The organism is Paenibacillus prosopidis (assembly GCF_003337375.1).
Classification (GTDB): domain Bacteria; phylum Bacillota; class Bacilli; order Paenibacillales; family Paenibacillaceae; genus Pristimantibacillus; species Pristimantibacillus prosopidis.
Genome location: NZ_QPJD01000011.1, coordinates 100,076 through 117,116, shown reverse-complemented (window position 1 = coordinate 117,116; position 17,041 = coordinate 100,076). Strand labels below are relative to the sequence as shown.

The 17,041-nt window shown below is 51.2% G+C and carries 13 protein-coding genes; all 13 read left to right on the top strand.

Annotated elements, in window-relative coordinates:
- Nucleotides 1–6: 6 nt before the first annotated feature.
- The 13 genes from DFP97_RS18015 to DFP97_RS17955 all read left to right on the top strand — a co-directional run bounded on the left by DFP97_RS18015 (nt 7) and on the right by DFP97_RS17955 (nt 16,941).
- On the top strand, nt 7–1,107 hold the full coding sequence (locus tag DFP97_RS18015; RefSeq protein ID WP_114381579.1) for an NADH-quinone oxidoreductase subunit D: 1,101 nt from the start codon (nt 7–9) through the stop codon (nt 1,105–1,107).
- On the top strand, nt 1,107–2,123 hold the full coding sequence (gene nuoH / locus DFP97_RS18010; RefSeq protein ID WP_114381578.1) for an NADH-quinone oxidoreductase subunit NuoH: 1,017 nt from the start codon (nt 1,107–1,109) through the stop codon (nt 2,121–2,123). The genes DFP97_RS18015 and nuoH overlap by 1 nt, the downstream gene beginning before the upstream one ends.
- A 16-nt stretch (nt 2,124–2,139) precedes the next feature.
- Nucleotides 2,140–2,589: an NADH-quinone oxidoreductase subunit NuoI gene (nuoI, locus tag DFP97_RS18005; protein ID WP_114381577.1), complete on the top strand. Its 450-nt coding sequence runs from the start codon at nt 2,140–2,142 to the stop codon at nt 2,587–2,589.
- Complete coding sequence (locus DFP97_RS18000; RefSeq protein ID WP_114381576.1) at nt 2,590–3,105, top strand: NADH-quinone oxidoreductase subunit J; 516 nt, start codon at nt 2,590–2,592, stop codon at nt 3,103–3,105.
- A gap of 4 nt (nt 3,106–3,109) precedes the next feature.
- Entirely contained in the window at nt 3,110–3,412 is a 303-nt protein-coding gene (nuoK, locus tag DFP97_RS17995; RefSeq protein WP_181873572.1) for an NADH-quinone oxidoreductase subunit NuoK, read from the top strand.
- A gap of 8 nt (nt 3,413–3,420) precedes the next feature.
- Nucleotides 3,421–5,292, top strand: coding sequence for an NADH-quinone oxidoreductase subunit L (nuoL, locus tag DFP97_RS17990; protein WP_114381574.1), 1,872 nt, complete (start codon nt 3,421–3,423; stop codon nt 5,290–5,292).
- A complete protein-coding gene (locus tag DFP97_RS17985; RefSeq protein WP_181873571.1) occupies nt 5,289–6,920 on the top strand; it encodes a complex I subunit 4 family protein in 1,632 nt (543 codons plus the stop codon). Before nuoL ends, DFP97_RS17985 begins: the two co-directional genes overlap by 4 nt.
- Before the next feature lie 3 nt (nt 6,921–6,923).
- A complete protein-coding gene (locus tag DFP97_RS17980) occupies nt 6,924–8,474 on the top strand; it encodes an NADH-quinone oxidoreductase subunit N (RefSeq protein WP_114381573.1) in 1,551 nt (516 codons plus the stop codon).
- A gap of 567 nt (nt 8,475–9,041) precedes the next feature.
- Entirely contained in the window at nt 9,042–12,233 is a 3,192-nt protein-coding gene (locus tag DFP97_RS17975) for a S8 family peptidase (RefSeq protein ID WP_245976358.1), read from the top strand.
- Between the two features lie 59 nt (nt 12,234–12,292).
- Nucleotides 12,293–12,559 carry a DUF1146 family protein gene (locus DFP97_RS17970; RefSeq protein WP_114381572.1) on the top strand — a complete coding sequence of 89 codons (267 nt, stop codon included), beginning with the start codon at nt 12,293–12,295 and terminating at the stop codon, nt 12,557–12,559.
- A gap of 301 nt (nt 12,560–12,860) precedes the next feature.
- A complete protein-coding gene (murA, locus tag DFP97_RS17965; RefSeq protein ID WP_114381571.1) occupies nt 12,861–14,324 on the top strand; it encodes a UDP-N-acetylglucosamine 1-carboxyvinyltransferase in 1,464 nt (487 codons plus the stop codon).
- Between the two features lie 147 nt (nt 14,325–14,471).
- Entirely contained in the window at nt 14,472–15,449 is a 978-nt protein-coding gene (locus DFP97_RS17960; RefSeq protein ID WP_114381570.1) for a LacI family DNA-binding transcriptional regulator, read from the top strand.
- Between the two features lie 175 nt (nt 15,450–15,624).
- A complete protein-coding gene (locus tag DFP97_RS17955) occupies nt 15,625–16,941 on the top strand; it encodes an ABC transporter substrate-binding protein (protein ID WP_114381569.1) in 1,317 nt (438 codons plus the stop codon).
- Nucleotides 16,942–17,041 lie beyond the last annotated feature (100 nt).

The following is a 17,041-nucleotide window of genomic DNA, read 5'->3' as shown; positions in this document are numbered from 1 at the left end:
CAGCCCTTGATCCGTACAGAAGAACTGCTCTTAAATGTAGGTCCTCAGCATCCAAGCACACACGGTGTATTTCGAATCGTCGTCAAGCTTGATGGGGAAGTCATTACCGAAGCGACGCCGGTCATGGGTTATTTGCATCGGGGCACCGAGAAAATAGCGGAAAACTTAAATTTTACACAAATTATTCCTTATACGGACCGTATGGATTATGTCTCCGCAATGACTAACAATTATGTGCTCGTGCATGCGGTCGAAACGATGATGGGTCTCGAAGTTCCGCTGCGTGCCGAATTTCTTCGGCTCATTGTCATGGAGCTGCAGCGTGTGGCGAGCCACCTCGTCTGGTGGGGGACATATCTGCTCGATATCGGGGCGATGAGTCCGTTTCTGTACGCGTTCCGCGACAGGGAGATCATAATCGATTTGTTCAACGAGTTGTGCGGTGCGCGGTTAACCTACAACTACATGCGGGTTGGCGGCGTGAAATGGGACGCTCCGCCGGGCTGGATGGATAAGGTGCGCGACTTTATTCCGTATATGGAGAAGAAGCTGGAGGAATACGATAAGCTCGTCAGCGGCAATGAAATATTTCTCGCGCGCATTAAGGGAATCGGAAAGTACGATGCGGCAACAGCGATTGATTACGGCTTGTCGGGCGCAAACCTCCGCTGCACCGGCGTGGACTGGGATCTGCGCAAAGCAGAGCCGTACAGCTTGTACAGCCAGTTCGAGTTCGATGTTCCGCTGGGACAAAATGGCGATTGCTACGACCGGTATCGCATCCGGCTGGAGGAAATACGCCAGAGCCTCCGTATACTGAAGCAAGCGGTTCCGCAGTTTCCCGAAGACGGAGAAACGATGGGCAAAGTGCCGCGTGTGATCCGGCCGCCTGCCGGCGAGACGTACGTCCGTATAGAATCGCCGCGGGGAGAGATTGGCTGCCATATTGTATCCAAAGGGAAAGCGGAGCCGTACCGGCTCAAGTTTCGGCGTCCGTCATTCGTTAATCTGCAGATATTACCGAAGCTGCTCGTCGGAGAAACGATGACGAACCTCATTACGATACTGGGCGGCGTTGATATCGTCGTCGGGGAGGTCGATTGCTGATGCCGCCTTGGCTGAATGAATCGCTCACATGGGGCAATGCGCTTGTGCTGTTTCTGTGGGCGGTCGTATTCCTGTTCATCGTGCTCGGGTTCGTTACGTATGCGATTTATTTCGAGCGGAAAGTGATCGGCTGGATGCAGCAGCGCGTCGGTCCGAACCGGGTCGGCCCGCTCGGTCTGTTCCAGACGGTTGCGGATATTTTCAAACTGCTGATTAAGGAAGATACGATACCGAGCAAGGCTGACCGGCTGCTGTTTATTATTGCGCCGGCGCTCGCTTATATACCCGCTTTTTCCGTTCTGGCTGTGCTGCCTTACACGCAAAATCTGTATTTTGCCGATTTAAATGTCGGGTTACTCTATTATGTTGCGTTGTCCGGCATTTCGACGCTTGGGATCGTGCTGGGCGGCTGGGCTTCAAATAACAAATATGCATTGCTTGGCGGAATGCGGTCAGCGGCTCAAATGATCAGCTATGAAGTACCGCTCGTCATATCGGTGGTCGGTGTTATTTTGCTCAGCGGCAGCTTGAATTTACGGGATATCGTGGCGGCCCAGGACGGCGGCTGGTTCTGGAACTGGAACTTCCTGCCGCAAATTATCGGCTTCGTTGTCTTTGTTATTGCGGCGGTCTCAGAGCTGAACCGTACACCGTTCGACCTTCCGGAGGCGGAATCGGAGCTTGTAGCGGGTTATCATGTTGAATACAGCGGCTTCCGGTTTGCCTTCTTCATGCTTTCAGAATACGTGTATGTATATGCTATAGCGGCATTAACGACTGTGCTTTTCCTTGGCGGCTGGCATGCGCCTGTGCCATTTCTCGATTTTGTGCCGGGTATCGTCTGGTTTCTGCTCAAGTTTGCGTTTATTGTGTTCTTCTTGTTTTGGATTCGGGCCACCTTCCCGCGCATACGCGTGGATCAGCTTATGGGACTCGGATGGAAGGTGCTGCTGCCGGTTTCTCTGCTTAACATATTTCTGACGGCTGCCTATTTAGAGCTGTTTATCAAAAGATAGCAAAGGGGAGAAGGAAATGAACGGATTGCTGAAAGGAATGGGTGTTACGCTCAAATCAATGACGGCTCCCAAAGTGACTACCTCCTATCCCGATGTGCCGTTTGTCATGCCGGACCGGTTCCGCGGCATACAGCATTTTATACCGGATTTGTGCATCGTCTGCAACCAATGCGCGCGCATCTGCCCGACTGATTGCATTACGCTGACAGGGAAGCCAAACCCTGATCCGGACAAAAAAGGAAAAGTCATCGATACGTTCGACATTAATTTTGAAATATGCATTTTATGCGACCTGTGCACCGAGGTATGTCCGACCGAAGCGATCGTGATGACCAACCATTTTGAGCTGTCGACGTTCAGCCGTGACGAGCTGTTTAAGGACGTGGAGTGGTTAACCGATAACAATACGCTCGTCCGGGAAGACAATAACAACATCGGAGCGCCGGCCAAAGGGGGCGGCAAATAATTGTTCAACATCGAATTTTCAGGCGAGTTTGCCGCTTTCTTCGTATTTTCGGCGATAATGATTTCCGGAGCGGTGCTGATGATCAGCTTGGACAAAGTCGTCCATATGGTTGTCTCGATGGCTGCGGCATTCCTGGGCTTGGCAGGCATGTTCGTGCTGCTTGAGGCGGAATTCGTCGCATTCGTGCAGGTGCTCATTTATGCAGGCGCGGTGTCGATTCTGATGATATTCGGCATTATGATGACGAAGCATCAACAGGGTGAGCGGGAGCCGGTAAAACCGCTGCATGAGACGCTTGCCGCTGTAGGCACGCTTTGCTTGTTCGGTCTGCTATTTTATGCGATCCGTTCGACTGCCTTTCCGGAGCCGCAGCCCTTTCAAGCTGCAGAGGATAATACGATGGCTATCGGCCAGCTCCTGTATACGGGTTATGTCATTCCGTTCGAGCTGCTCTCCGTCCTGCTGACGGTCGCTTTTATCGGGGCGATCGTGCTGGCGAAGAAGGAGGCGGATTAACCCTATGCTTCCATCCTATTTAACAATGGCGGCTATATTGTTCTGTATCGGACTTTATGGGGCTTTAGTGAAACGTAATGCGGTAGTCGTCCTGCTGTCGGTTGAATTAATGCTGAATGCGGTCAATTTGAACCTGGTCGCTTTCTCGAAATACGGAGTTGTTCCATCGCTGACCGGACAAATTTTCTCTTTGTTCACGATTACGGTTGCGGCAGCCGAAGCGGCAATCGGAGTTGCTATTCTGATTGCATTGTTCCGGTTGCGCGGGACGGTTAACGTCGACGAATTTGACAAGATGAGGAGGTAGCGCGGCAAATGGAAATGTACTCACAGGCTGCTTGGCTAATCCCGCTGTTCCCGCTGGCGGCGTTCCTCGTTTTGACGGCGCTCGGCCGCAGCTTTCGGAGGGCAGGCGTATTCATCGGCTCGATTGGCTCGCTCGCTGCCTTCGCGCTGTCGCTGCTTATCGTCATTGACCGGCTTGGCGCTAATGCGGTCGATTACAATTATGCTTTTGATTGGATTAGGATCGGAGATTATACACTTAGAATAGGGTTCGAAGTAACGAATCTCACTGCCATGATGCTTGTCGTCGTGACGCTCGTCAGCTTTCTGGTCAATGTATATTCCGCAGGTTATATGAAGAACGACGAGCGAATTACTGTATTCTACGGTTATGTGGCCCTGTTCACTTTCTCTATGCTCGGTCTGGTGCTCTCCGATAATTTACTGTCCCTTTATATTTTTTGGGAGCTGGTTGGCGTATGCTCGTTTCTGCTTGTCGGATTTTGGTATTCAAAGCCAAAAGCGCGGGCAGCGGCCAAGAAAGCGTTTATCGTTACACGGATCGGCGATGCCGGCCTGCTAATAGGTATATTGCTGCTGTTCTGGTACATGCCGAATCACGCACTTGATTTTACGACGATTCAAAGCGTATTCGACGGACAAACGGGAGCCATTACGACCGGCATTACAACGCTGATTGCGCTGCTTATTTTCTTAGGAGCCGTTGGCAAATCAGGCCAGTTTCCGCTGCATGTGTGGCTGCCTGACGCCATGGAGGGACCGACGCCAATCAGTGCGCTCATCCATGCGGCAACGATGGTGGCCGCGGGGGTGTTCCTAATTGCCCGGACTTACGATATTTTTCAGGATTCTGCGGCTGCTATGGAAACCGTCGCTTATGTCGGCGGCTTTACGGCTATATTCGCAGCTACTGTCGCGCTGGCGCAAAACGATATTAAACGGATTTTGGCGTATTCGACGGTCAGTCAGCTTGGATATATGATGATGGCGCTCGGTCTACACTCTTTAACGGGCGGCATTTTCCACCTGTTCACTCACGCTTTCTTTAAAGCGCTGCTCTTCCTGGGGGCAGGCAGCATTATTCACGCTGTACATACGCAAAACATTAATGAAATGGGCGGGCTGGGCTCGAAGATGCGCGTTACGGCATGGACATTCGCGATCGGAGCACTGGCGCTGTCCGGTATTCCGCCGTTCTCGGGCTTTTGGTCAAAGGATATGATTCTCACGGCGGCGCTGGAGACCAATCCGCTGTTGTTCGTAGTAGGCTTAGCGGGAGCCTTCTGTACGGCATTATACATGTCGCGCCTGTTCTTCCTTGTCTTTATGGGTAAACCAAAGTCTGCAGCTGCAGGCGCGCACGAATCACCGGCTACTATGACGTTTCCGCTTATTGTGCTTGCTGTTCTAGCCATCATCGCCGGCTTCGTAGAGACACCATGGAACGGCTGGTTCGGTTCATGGCTCAGCGGTGAGCCTGAAGACGCTCACGGCAGCGGCGTCGTCATTATCGCATCGATCGCGGTCGGCTTGCTTGGCATTTATCTAGGCTGGCTCGTCTATGGAAAAGGAAGCGTCAGCAGGACGGTTATCGCAGAACGGTTGCCATGGCTCGTTAAGCTGTTGGAGAGAAGCTACTATGTGGATGAGCTTTATGCTGCGGTCATTGTTAAACCTTTAAAGGCGATTGGCGCTGCGCTGAGTGTATTTGATGAGTATGTAGTTGGAGGCGTCGTTCGGGTTGCCGGCGCGGCAACCAGCTCGGTTGGCAGATTATCCGCCCGCCTGCAGAACGGACAGGTGCAAACCTACAGCTTAGCAGCCGTTATCGGTTTCGTTATTATAGTGGTTGCGATTGTCGGAAGGAGGTTCCTGCCATGAGCATCCTGCATGACATTCCGGTATTATCGCTTATTTTGCTGTCGCCGCTGCTGGGGCTAATCGTTGTTTTGCTTCTTCCTAAGCATCGCAGCAGCTGGTTGAAGACGGCTGCTTTCATCGCGACGCTTATACCGCTTGCCCTGTCGTTATGGCTCTATTCGGATTATGACAAGCAGCAAAGCGGCGCTCCATTCGATGAACAGCTGAACTGGGTAGAGGTTCCACTTAATAAAGAGCTGCAGAATGGTGTATCCGAATTTATGTTCAAGTTCCAGTATGCGCTTGGGATTGACGGATTATCACTACCGCTTGTACTGCTGACAGCGCTTGTGACGGCAATGGCCGCGCTTGCTGCTTTTCACGTCAAGAAACGGTGGAAGTCGTTTTTTGTATGGTTTTTGCTCTTGGAGACCGGGATGCTTGGTGTATTTCTTGCCCGTGACGTATTTTTGTTTTTTGTTTTCTTCGAAATTACGCTTATTGCGATGTATTTCTTAATCGGCATATGGGGTTACCATAACCGCGAAAGGGCGGCTAATCAGTTCCTCCTGTACAACGGGATCGGGTCCGCGATTATGCTGCTTGCCTTCGTGTTGCTCGTGAATACGGCCGGCTTCCGGATTGAGCAGATTGGGGAGCAAGCGAACTTTATTTACAGCGGCAGCTATGCCGATATCGCACGCAATATGGCTGATCCTAATGCATGGGTCAACATGTCGCCTGAGCAGTTGGATATGTTCAATCCGTTCCAGATGACGGATACGATGCAGTGGGTGCTGTTTATTATGCTGCTCGTTGCTTTCGGCATTAAGCTGCCGGTCTTTCCGTTTCACACCTGGATGCTAAAGGTGCATACGGAGGCGCCGCCTTCCGTCGTCATGATCCATTCCGGCGTCCTGCTTAAGATGGGGGCATACGGTCTGCTGCGTTTTGGCGTCATGCTCTTTCCGGAGCAGGCCAGGGATTGGGCGGTCGTGCTTGCGCTTCTTGGCGTCGTTAATATTTTGTACGGAGCGGTGCTCGCATTCAGGCAGCAGGAGTTCAAGCTCGTACTCGCTTACTCCTCGATAAGCCATATGGGAATTGTGCTGCTCGGCCTGGCAGCATTTAATGAGATCGGCCTTCAGGGAGCGGTTTTCCAGCTCGTATCGCATGGACTTATTTCTGCGCTGCTGTTCCTGATCGTCGGAAGCATGTACGAGCGGACAGGAACGACGGAGCTCTCTAAACTGGGCGGTTTGGCCAGGTCTATGCCGTTTATGAGCGGAGTGCTGCTCACGGCAGGTCTCGCATCGCTTGGCTTGCCGGGCTTATCCGGCTTCGTCGGCGAGTTTCTGTCACTGCTCGGTCTTTTTGAATCGATGAGATGGCTGACTGCGGCAGCGGTTCTGGGCGTTATTTTGACGGCGGTCTATGTCCTGCGCAGCGTGCTGAAGATCACGTTCGGCCCACAGCACGAGAAGTATAGCCCGCTTAAGGACGCGCGGCTCATTGAGGCGATTCCGATGATCGTGCTGCTCGCGTTCATTCTTCTGCTCGGCTGCTACCCGTCCGTGCTGACGGATACGGTGCAATACAGCATCGGCGGCCTGTTCGAACAATTACTTGCAACAAGGGCGGGGGGATAGACCATGTACGAAGGAGTTTCATTTATACCGCTGACATGGACGGATATGCTCTACCTTGCCCCTGAGTTTACGCTTGCAGCGGTGTTTTTACTGCTCATTGTCCTTGACCTGTTGCTGCCCAAGAGCGTGAGCCGGTTGTCCATTGGCTGGCTGACGTTTGCCGGCTTGCTCGTAACGCTGGGATTAGTCGTGTGGCGGATGCTGGATATGAATAAGGCGGGGGCGGCCGCTGACGCGGTTCATTTGCTCAGCAACAGCTACCGGATTGATGATTTTGCGAGCCTGCTGAAAATCGTATTTTTGACAGGGACGGCATTTATCGTATTACTTGCGCTCGGTTCGGTTCGGGATGATGATGCGATAACGGATAGAGCGGAATACTTCTACTTGCTGCTGCCTGCCGTTATCGGGGCGATGATGATGTCTTCCTCAGGCAATCTCGTCACGTTGTACATCGGGCTTGAGCTGCTCAGCCTTACGAGCTATGTGCTCGTTGGAATGAGACGCAAATCGTCGTTGTCGGCTGAAGCGGCATTTAAATACCTGGTGACAGGCGGCATCTCCTCGGCACTGGTACTGTTCGGGATGTCGTATCTATACGGGGTGACAGGTTCGGTTGATCTTGCTGTCATCGGAAAGGCTTTGCCGGGAGCGTTGGTTGATTTCCAAGCGCTTGTGTATGTCGGCTTCTTGTTCATGCTTGCAGGCTTCGGTATTAAGATCGCCACGGCGCCGTTTCATGCTTGGGCACCGGATGTGTATCAAGGCGCTCCTTCGCCGGTATCCGCTTTTCTCGCGGTTATTTCCAAAGGTGCTGCGCTTGCGGTCATATTTAGAATCATGTTCAACACTGTGTTGTTCGCCGTTGGTGGCGAAGACGCGAATGTATCGAACGATATTTTCTTCATCGTGCTTGTGCTTGCTGCGGCGGCTATGCTTGTCGGTACAACGACTGCGCTAAGGCAAAAGAATGTAAAACGGCTGCTCGCATTGTCGGGCGTTGCGAATGCCGGCTATATGCTTGTTCCGATCGGCCTCTCGATCACGGTCGTGCACAGCAGCAACTTCTCGGAGTTTATCTACTATTTGATCGCTTACTTATTGATGACGATCGGGGCGTTTGCGGTGCTATCGGTCGTTAGCAGGTCAGCAGGTCATGAGGAGCTGAAGGGCTTCTCAGGGATGTACTACCGCGCGCCATGGACGGCTGCTGCCATGGTCGTGTTCGTCCTGTCGCTGGCTGGCCTGCCCGTGTCCGGCGGATTTTTCGGAAAGCTGTTCATCCTGCTGGGCGCAGCTAATGCAAAGATCTACTGGCTTGCAGCCATCATCGTCGTGAGCAGCGTAATCTCCTATTACTTCTACTTCGGTCTCGTACGCCAAATGTTTATGCGAAGCGGGAGCGATGACAGTGACATTCGCGTTCCGGCAGCTACAGGTGCAGTCATATGGCTATGCGCTGCTGCAACGATTGCTCTTGGTTTATTTCCGGGACCACTTATGGAATGGATTGATGCGGTGTTCTCGATACGCAGCGATCTGATGTTTCAATAGGAGGGCGATTTAATAGGTTTATGTAAGCTAGTGAGGAGGATCTTATTCGCCATGAGTGAAGCTCGCGGATAATAGGATTTTCCTCACTATTTTTGTGTAAGACAGTGCCGTTCAGCCTATTTTTATATGATGGCATTATAAGGGATAATTGGTTTATTTAGATGGATGAAATAATAAAAATCCAACCCGAATCATTGTTCGCTCCGCAGGAAAACAAACTATTCATATCATCCTTTGTCAGACAAAGATGTTGAGTATTATTTAAGAGAAGGTTTATTCTATTAAGAAAGAAGGGCTGAAAGGAGCAGCAGATTGCCGGTTTAGTTATACGATTAGTTTAAAGAAATGAAACTAATATCCGATCGGAGAATCACTCTTGCCGAGCAGCGGTTTATAGGCCTTTTGTCCTTTTATGGATCGATGACAAGGGATATGATGTCCGCGAATCGAAATGATAGCTAGGATTAGCAAGCTGAATTAGGAACAAGCAGCTGCAAATACGATTCAAAAAGGCAGAATGCGATGAGAAATCGAAAACGGCTACGATTAGGACAAAAATTGCGACGGATGTCAAAAGAACAAGTAAGAGAACCAGTAAGCGGCTCGGATGATCTGACGTCAGCGATAAAAAATATAATAGCGCGCTTGCTCAAACGGACAAGCGCGCCATTCAAAGCGCCCGCAACGCGCATGCTCCTTCGTCGCGCGCTGCTCGCGCTATTGCTCGGGAGCGCCACCCTCGGGGGCATAGCCCCCGGAGGGCTCGCTCCCGCAGCGGCGCCTGCGGCGCTGGCGGCCGCCGCTGATGCGGCCGCAGGCGCCACCGGCGCCGATGCAGAGCAGCCGCAAAGCTGGCTGCTCAAATGGCGTGACCCCGCGCACGCGCATGAGCTGCGCGGGACTGAAGTGCTCCGCCGCCAGAATGAGGCGGCGGTAGAGCTCGTGCGTCCGGCCGATGAAGGCGCGGACGTGCAAGAGTGGCTGGCCCGGCTGCAAAGCACGCCGGGCGTTGAATATGTGCACCCGAATTATGGGGTGCATATCTTGGCTCTGCCTTCCGGAGCGGCAGAGGCCGCGCCGGAAGGCGTGCGTTCACCCACAAATGCGGCCCCAGCCGAACGCTCGTCGTTTTCGCTCCCGTCGGCCCCAGCCGAACGCTCGTCGCTGCCGCTCCCGTCGGCTCCAGCCGAACGCTCGTCGCTTTCGCTCCCGTCGGCCCCAGCCGAACGCTCGTCGCAAGGATCAGCAAAGCTGGCTGCAGCATCCACTGCAGTGCCCCACGCCAATGACCCGGAGCTGTCGAAGCAGCTCTTTCTCAGTCAAACCGGCGCGCGAATAGCATGGGAAACCGTCCGCGAGCAAACGGATTTAACGATCGCCATCATCGATACGGGGGTCGACCTCGACCATCCGGACTTGAAAGACAATCTCGTGCCGGGCGCAAATTTGGTCAAGCCGAATGAGCCGCCTGACGATGATAATGGTCACGGGACAAGCGTAGCGGGTGTTATCGCGGCTGTCGGCAACAATGGGATTGGTGTATCGGGCATCGTGTGGAATGCCAAAATAATGCCGATAAAAGCGCTCGACAACCGGGGCGACGGTACGGAGCAGGAGCTTGGCGAGGCTATTTTGTATGCGGTCCGAAGCGGTGCGCGCATCGTTGTATTGTCTGTAGGCTTGCATCGCTATTCGCCATACATGCTCGACATTGTGGAATATGCGGAAAGCAAAGGCGTGCTGCTTGTAGCGGCGGCAGGTAACGACGGCATGTCGCATGGCGCGAAAGCGGCGGTGAAATACCCTGCTGCGTATCCCACCGTTCTCGCGGTCGGGGGGGCGAAGCCGAATAATACGGTCGACCCTCGTTCAAATCCAGGCAGCGAGCTTGATCTCATCGCGCCATGGAACGTGTTTACGACCGCTGTCGGCGGTTTATATAAGAAAGAGGAAGGAACGTCGATGGCTGCACCGCAAGCTGCAGCTGCAGCTGCTTTGGTCTGGGCCCGTTATAAAGAGCTGAAGCCCTATCAAATTCGCGGGCTGCTGAGGCAAACAGCGATGGATATTGGAACTGCGGGAGCGGATAGTCAGTCCGGCTACGGCTTGCTGCGTATCGATCAGGCTGTACGTTCAGCGTTAAAGGCGGACGGCTTCGAGCCGAACGAAAGCATGGCGGCCGCCGCGCGTTTTCAGCTTAATACGCAGCTCTCAGCCGTACTTGAAGGAACGGCGGATCATGATTGGTACCGCGTCGATACGCCTTATGACGGCACGCTTACGATCCATTACGAAGGACTTGTTGCAAGCGGACAAATTGTACCCCCTGTAAGAGTGAGCCAGTTTACGAATGGTGTAGAGCGCAGCGTCAATGATACGAAGCTCGCAAGCAGGTCAATCGATTTTGATGTCAAAAAGGGTCAGCATCTTATCCATATCGAGCTCCTTAATCCGAGCGCTGATGAAGAGCTGCCTTATTTGCTTACTGCCACGTTTACAATAAAACAAGATGATTACGAAAAAAACGATAAGGCCTATGAAGCGTTCACTTTGCAGCCCCGATCGCAGTTAGTTGGCGGTACGTTTCATCAGACGGCCGACCGCGATTGGTTTGCCGTGACGTTTAAGCAGAGCGGAAAGCTCGGCCTTGCTCTCAGCACGAACACGGTCCGCATAGATCCCGGGCTTTCGATACAAAGAGCTGGTCAGCAGCTGCTTCTGTATGACGATGAGGGGGAGGGCGTAACCGAGCAATCGCCAGTCATAACTGTGACTCCGGGGAAATATTATATTCGTGTTCACAATGCAATTTCGTCTGAAGCAAGTCCCACCATTGGCTCCTATTCGCTTGCAATCGACTACATGCCGAAGTATGACGATCCCAATGAACCAAACGATAAAACGTATGAAGCTTTCATGGTTAATCCAGGCACCGAGTATGTCGGCGTGATTGGAAGCTATTCTGATATCGATTGGTATCAGTACCGTATTTCGAACCCGAGCGTAGTAAGCATGACGGTTAACGGTGTTCCGGCCGATATTGATTTGAATCTTGGAGTGTACGACAAACGTATGAAACAACTGGCGTGGGCTGATACCGGAACGGCAGGCAAGCTTAAGTCTAAGGAACAGCTGCTCCAGCCTGGCGTATATTATGTTAGGCTGACGGCAGAGGCTCCTTTTGATAAGCAATATTACCGGTTTAAAATCCAATCGGAGGAGCTTGTAGCCGGATTTCGGGATATAAAAAATCATTGGGCGGAAAACGAAATTATCGACTTAAGCAATCGAGGGATCATTAATGGAACGGGGGGCAACCGATTTGAGCCGAAGCGGGCAATTACTCGTGCCGAAGCGGTAGCGATGATCGTAAAAGCTTACAAGCCAATTCCGAATAATGGGGGCGGGTCGAAACGTTTTAGAGATATTACCGCAAGCCACTGGGCTTATGACGCGGTTGCAAAGGCCGTTCAGCAGGGATGGATCAAAGGATTCCCGGACGGCACGTTTAAGCCGGACCAGCCGATTACCAGGGCGGAGATGGCACTGATCATAGGGTATGCGGACGGGGTACGGCCGCAAATGCCGGCTGTCGATCCGTTTTACGATGTATCCAGAACGCATTGGTCTGCACCGATGCTGTTCGCAATGAAGCTTACCGGCAACATTGAGGGCGTGGAACAGGACCATTATATGCCGAAGCTTCAGGCAAGCCGCGCCGATTTCTCCATGCTGCTGCACCGCGTTATGAACCAATAAAATCGTCTAATCATTCGATAACGAATTCCGATAATTTATATATAAGCTGAGGAGGAATCATGAACGTAGACAATGAGCTCTATAACGATATTCAGAGGTATACCGGCATGACCGGATTGTTTTCCATTGTCATCGTCATCCTTAGTATTATATTTGTGTGGGTTGTGCTGCAGGAGGTGAAGTGGGAGACGTTTTTCCGCTTTCCCCGAAGCCCGAAGGCACGCCTGTTCCAAGTGCTTGTCGCGATCATTTTAGGCAATTTGTTTGCCAAGTTTATTTTGGAATATTGGGGTTATACGGTGCTTTTAAAAAGCTTTGTCGAATAACAAAAACGAAATATGTCAACAATGGGTAATACATGACGGTATGATAATGGAGCATGCTTACGAATAGGTATGTATTACGACCTATTTTTGGATTGAAAACGTATTTTTTACCCCATGATAATACCGGTTTTGTCGAAAAAAGTCATTAAATGACGAAGGAAGCCCCAGCAAAATGTGGAAGTAATTTAACGCTTGTCGATTCATGTAGATGAATGTTAAGATGGGGTTTGGGTAAAGAGTGGAATGCCAAAATATTCACGAATAGGAAATAGAAAATGCAGTTCGCGGAGGGAACCATAAGATGACCAAAATTATCGTCCGCGGAGGCCAGCGTTTGAAGGGAACGGTCCGTGTTAGCGGAGCCAAAAATGCAGTACTCCCCATTTTAGCGGCCTCATTGTTAGCGACCGAAGGAGACAGCGTCATCAGTGACGTACCCCTCCTCGACGACGTTATGACGATCCAGAAAGTGCTTGCTTCTTTAGGCGCACAATTAACCTATAACAATGAAACGATGCGTATATCGGCATCAACCATCACAACATTTGAAGCTCCATATGAGCTTATTCGCAAAATGCGGGCGTCCTTTCTCGTAATGGGACCGCTTTTGGCACGGATAGGCAGAGTCCGGATTTCGCTGCCTGGCGGCTGTGCGATCGGCACTCGACCGATTGATCAGCATTTGAAGGGCTTTGAGGCAATGGGCGCGGAAATTACGCTTGGCCAAGGGTTCATCGAAGCGAGAACTAAGACACGTCTAAAAGGTGCGAAAATATACCTGGACGTTGCAAGCGTAGGAGCCACGGAGAACATTATGATGGCAGCCGCTTTGGCCGAAGGCACAACTACGATCGAGAATGCTGCCAAAGAGCCGGAAATCGTTGATTTAGCGAATTACATCAACGCAATGGGCGGCAAGGTTCGCGGCGCAGGTACCGGCTTGATCCGTATTGAAGGTGTGGATCGGATGCATGGCGCAGCTCACAATGTGATCCCTGATCGTGTAGAAGCAGGAACGTATATGATTGCGGCTGCTATCACCGGCGGAGATGTGTTTGTGGAAGGCGCGATTGCCGATCATCTGACACCTGTCATTTCGAAGCTTCAGGAGATGGGCGTAGAAATTACGGAAAGCGACAATGGGGTTCGCGTGCGCTCAAGCGCTGTATTGAAATCGGTTGATGTTAAAACGCTGCCGCATCCGGGCTTCCCAACAGATATGCAATCACAAATGATGGCGCTCCTGCTCGTATCCGAGGGAACGAGCGTCGTTACGGAAACCGTGTTCGAGAACCGTTTTATGCATGTGGAAGAGTTTCAGAAGATGAATGCTCAAATTAAGGTCGACGGACGTACAGCAATCGTCAGCGGCGGTTTGCCGCTAACGGGAGCCAAAGTATGCGCAACCGACCTTCGGGCAGGCGCGGCACTTATTTGTGCGGCATTGCGTGCCGACGGTGAAACTGAAGTAACGGGTCTGCACCATGTGGATCGCGGTTATGTCAATATAACGGGTAAGCTCGCCTCGCTAGGTGCGATTATCCGCCGCGTAGAGACGGAAGAAGAAGACGCTGCTGCAGCGTCTGTCGCAACAACTTCGAGCAAGCTGCTAAAAGCGGGAGTTAGCGCTGCTTCATTGCCGGCACGGGATACCGTATCTGCGGTAGCCGTATCTGCCGGTGCTGCTTCTGAAGGCGATGCAGCCGCTTCCTATAAGCGCGAAAAAGAGGTTTCTGTGCTGAAGGTACAGCCGACTTGGGCTTAATACCAAACAAGCGCGTATAAGGAGCTGTTTCAAATAAGCCGAACCGGCTTATCTGAAACAGCTTCTTTTTCATTATGAATGGGGTTTGACTATTTACTGGAGTTAGCTATAATGGTTGGGACTACTGCACGATGCAAAGGGGATGCCATGGCAACGATACACGATGTCGCGAAAAAAGCGGACCTATCCGTCACGACGGTTTCCCGCGTTTTGAATAACCGGGGATATATTAGCGAAGCGACAAGAACCAAAGTATTTAGAGTGATGGAGGAGCTTAATTATCAACCGAATGAGATCGCGCGCTCCCTCCTCAGGAAGCAATCAAATGTAATCGGGCTTATTATACCGAACGTCTCTCATCCTTTTTTCAGCGAGCTTGCTAACCATATTGAAAACTACGCCTATGACCAAGGCTTCAAAATGCTTTTATGCAACTCTCAGCTCGACCCGGTGAAGGAAAAGGATTATATCGAAATGCTTAAGCGGAACCGCGTCGATGGAATCATAATGGGCAGCCACACGCTTCAAGTCGAGGAATACAAAAATTTAAGCTCGCCGATCGTTACGATTGACCGTCAAATTAGCAATGAGATTCCTTATATCTCTTCCGATAATTATACGGGCGGAAGCCTTGCGGCTAGTCTTCTGGTTGAAAAAGGCTGCACGAAAATCGCTCATATTTGCGGTAACCTGGAGCTGCAATTGCTGGCCAACAAGCGAACTGAAGCCTTTCAAACGGTCATGAAAGAAAACAAGGTGGAGCATCTTATCATTCAAACCGACATGAATGTATTTGATCAAATGCAGTACGAGGATATTATGAAACGGTTATTCGAGGAGCATCCCGATATTGACGGCATGTTTGCGACGAGCGACATTATTGCGGCATTTGCGGTGAAGCAGTGCACAGCCGCAGGCAAGCGTATTCCGGACGATGTGAAAATTATCGGCTATGACGATATTAATGCAGCTAGGTGGTTGACGCCGTCTATTACGACAATTAAGCAGCCGATTGCTGAGCTTGGCCGTAAGGCTGTAGATCTGATCATGCAGCAAATGAACGATGAGCCGTTTGAAGTCGAAAACATTCTGCCGGTGACTATCGTGGAACGATCAACGACATAGATTCAAAGTACAGAAATCCCTTGCGTGGCGCGGGGATTTTTATTTCTTTAAAATATGTCAAACGTTTAATATGTCAAACGATTGACATATGACATCAACGCATATATAATTCGATGTGAAAGCGGTTTACAAATTCTTAAAACCGCAACAATTTTCGTGAATCGGGGGCAGACAAATGAAATCTTGGAAATGGATGCAGGCACTTGTATTATCGCTTATCGTAGTTATGCTCGTAACAGCATGCGGCAAGTCAAGTGAATCAACCGAATCTGGCGGGTCCGCTGAAGGCTCGGCAGTAACGATTACGCTCCTTAATTCGAAGGGCGAAATTCAATCGCAGCTAGAAGAAGCGGCGAAAGCGTTTAAAGAGGATAATCCTAACATCACAATGGAAATCATTCCGGTGCCTGCGGGACAGTCACCATTCGAGAAAGCTTCTGCGCTATATGCTTCCGGCAACCCGGCTACGATTACGATGCTGGATACAGGAGACGTAGAGAAATTCAAGGATCGCATTCTTGATCTAAGCGGTGAAAAGTGGATGGCTGATGCGGTTGACCGCAGCACTGCACTGACAACGTTTGACGGCAAGAACTATGCATTCCCGCTAGCGATCGAAGGCTACGGCTTTATTTATAACAAAACAGTGGTTGATCAGGCGGTAGGCGGTACGTTTGATCCGGCAACGATCAACACGACTGGGGCGCTGGAAGAGCTGTTCAAAAAAATTGAGGCTTCCGGTAAAGCGCCGCTCATCGTTTCTCCTATGGATTGGTCGCTTGGGGCCCATTACCTGCCGCTTGCTTACGCGGGCCAGTCGGCGGATACAGCAGCCGTCGCACAGTTCGTTACTGATTTGAAAGCAGGTAAGGTTGATCTGGCTGGCAACATCGTCTTTAACGGACTGCTTGATACGTTTGATCTGATGGCAAAATACAACATCGATAAGGCATCTCCTTTGTCCGGTACTTATGAGAGAGGACCGGAAGTGCTCGGCAAAGGCGAGGTTGGCATCTGGTTCCAAGGCAACTGGGCTTGGCCGCAAATTAGCAGCTTTGATACGGCAAGCGGTCAATACGGCTTCCTGCCGGTACCGGTCAGCAACAATGCGGATGACTTTGGAAACACGCAAATTTCTTCCGCGGTATCCAAACGGTTGGTGCTCGACAAAGAGAAAAATACGGCAGAGCAGCAAGCGGCGGCAAAGAAATTCCTTGAGTGGATGGTTTACAGTGACAAGGGTCAAGATTTCCTTGTGAACAAAGCGAATATCATTCCAGCATTCAAGAACATTACACTTGAAGCGAAGGATCCGCTGGCGAAGTCGATTTCCGATTATATCGCGAAAGGCAAGACTCAGGATTCCATGAGCACATTGCCGGCAGATCACTGGGCGAAAGTAGGCGCTTCCATGCAAAAATATCTTGCTGGAGCAGCAGACCGTACCGTGCTTACAAAAGAAATTCAGGAATATTGGAAGTCGGTTAAGTAATCATTAGCCGCGAGACGCCGGCTTACCCCGCCAAATGACGGGGTAAGCCGATTACGCTTGATTGCTTCCTCTCCAGCAAACTATCCATGAATGCGAGGGA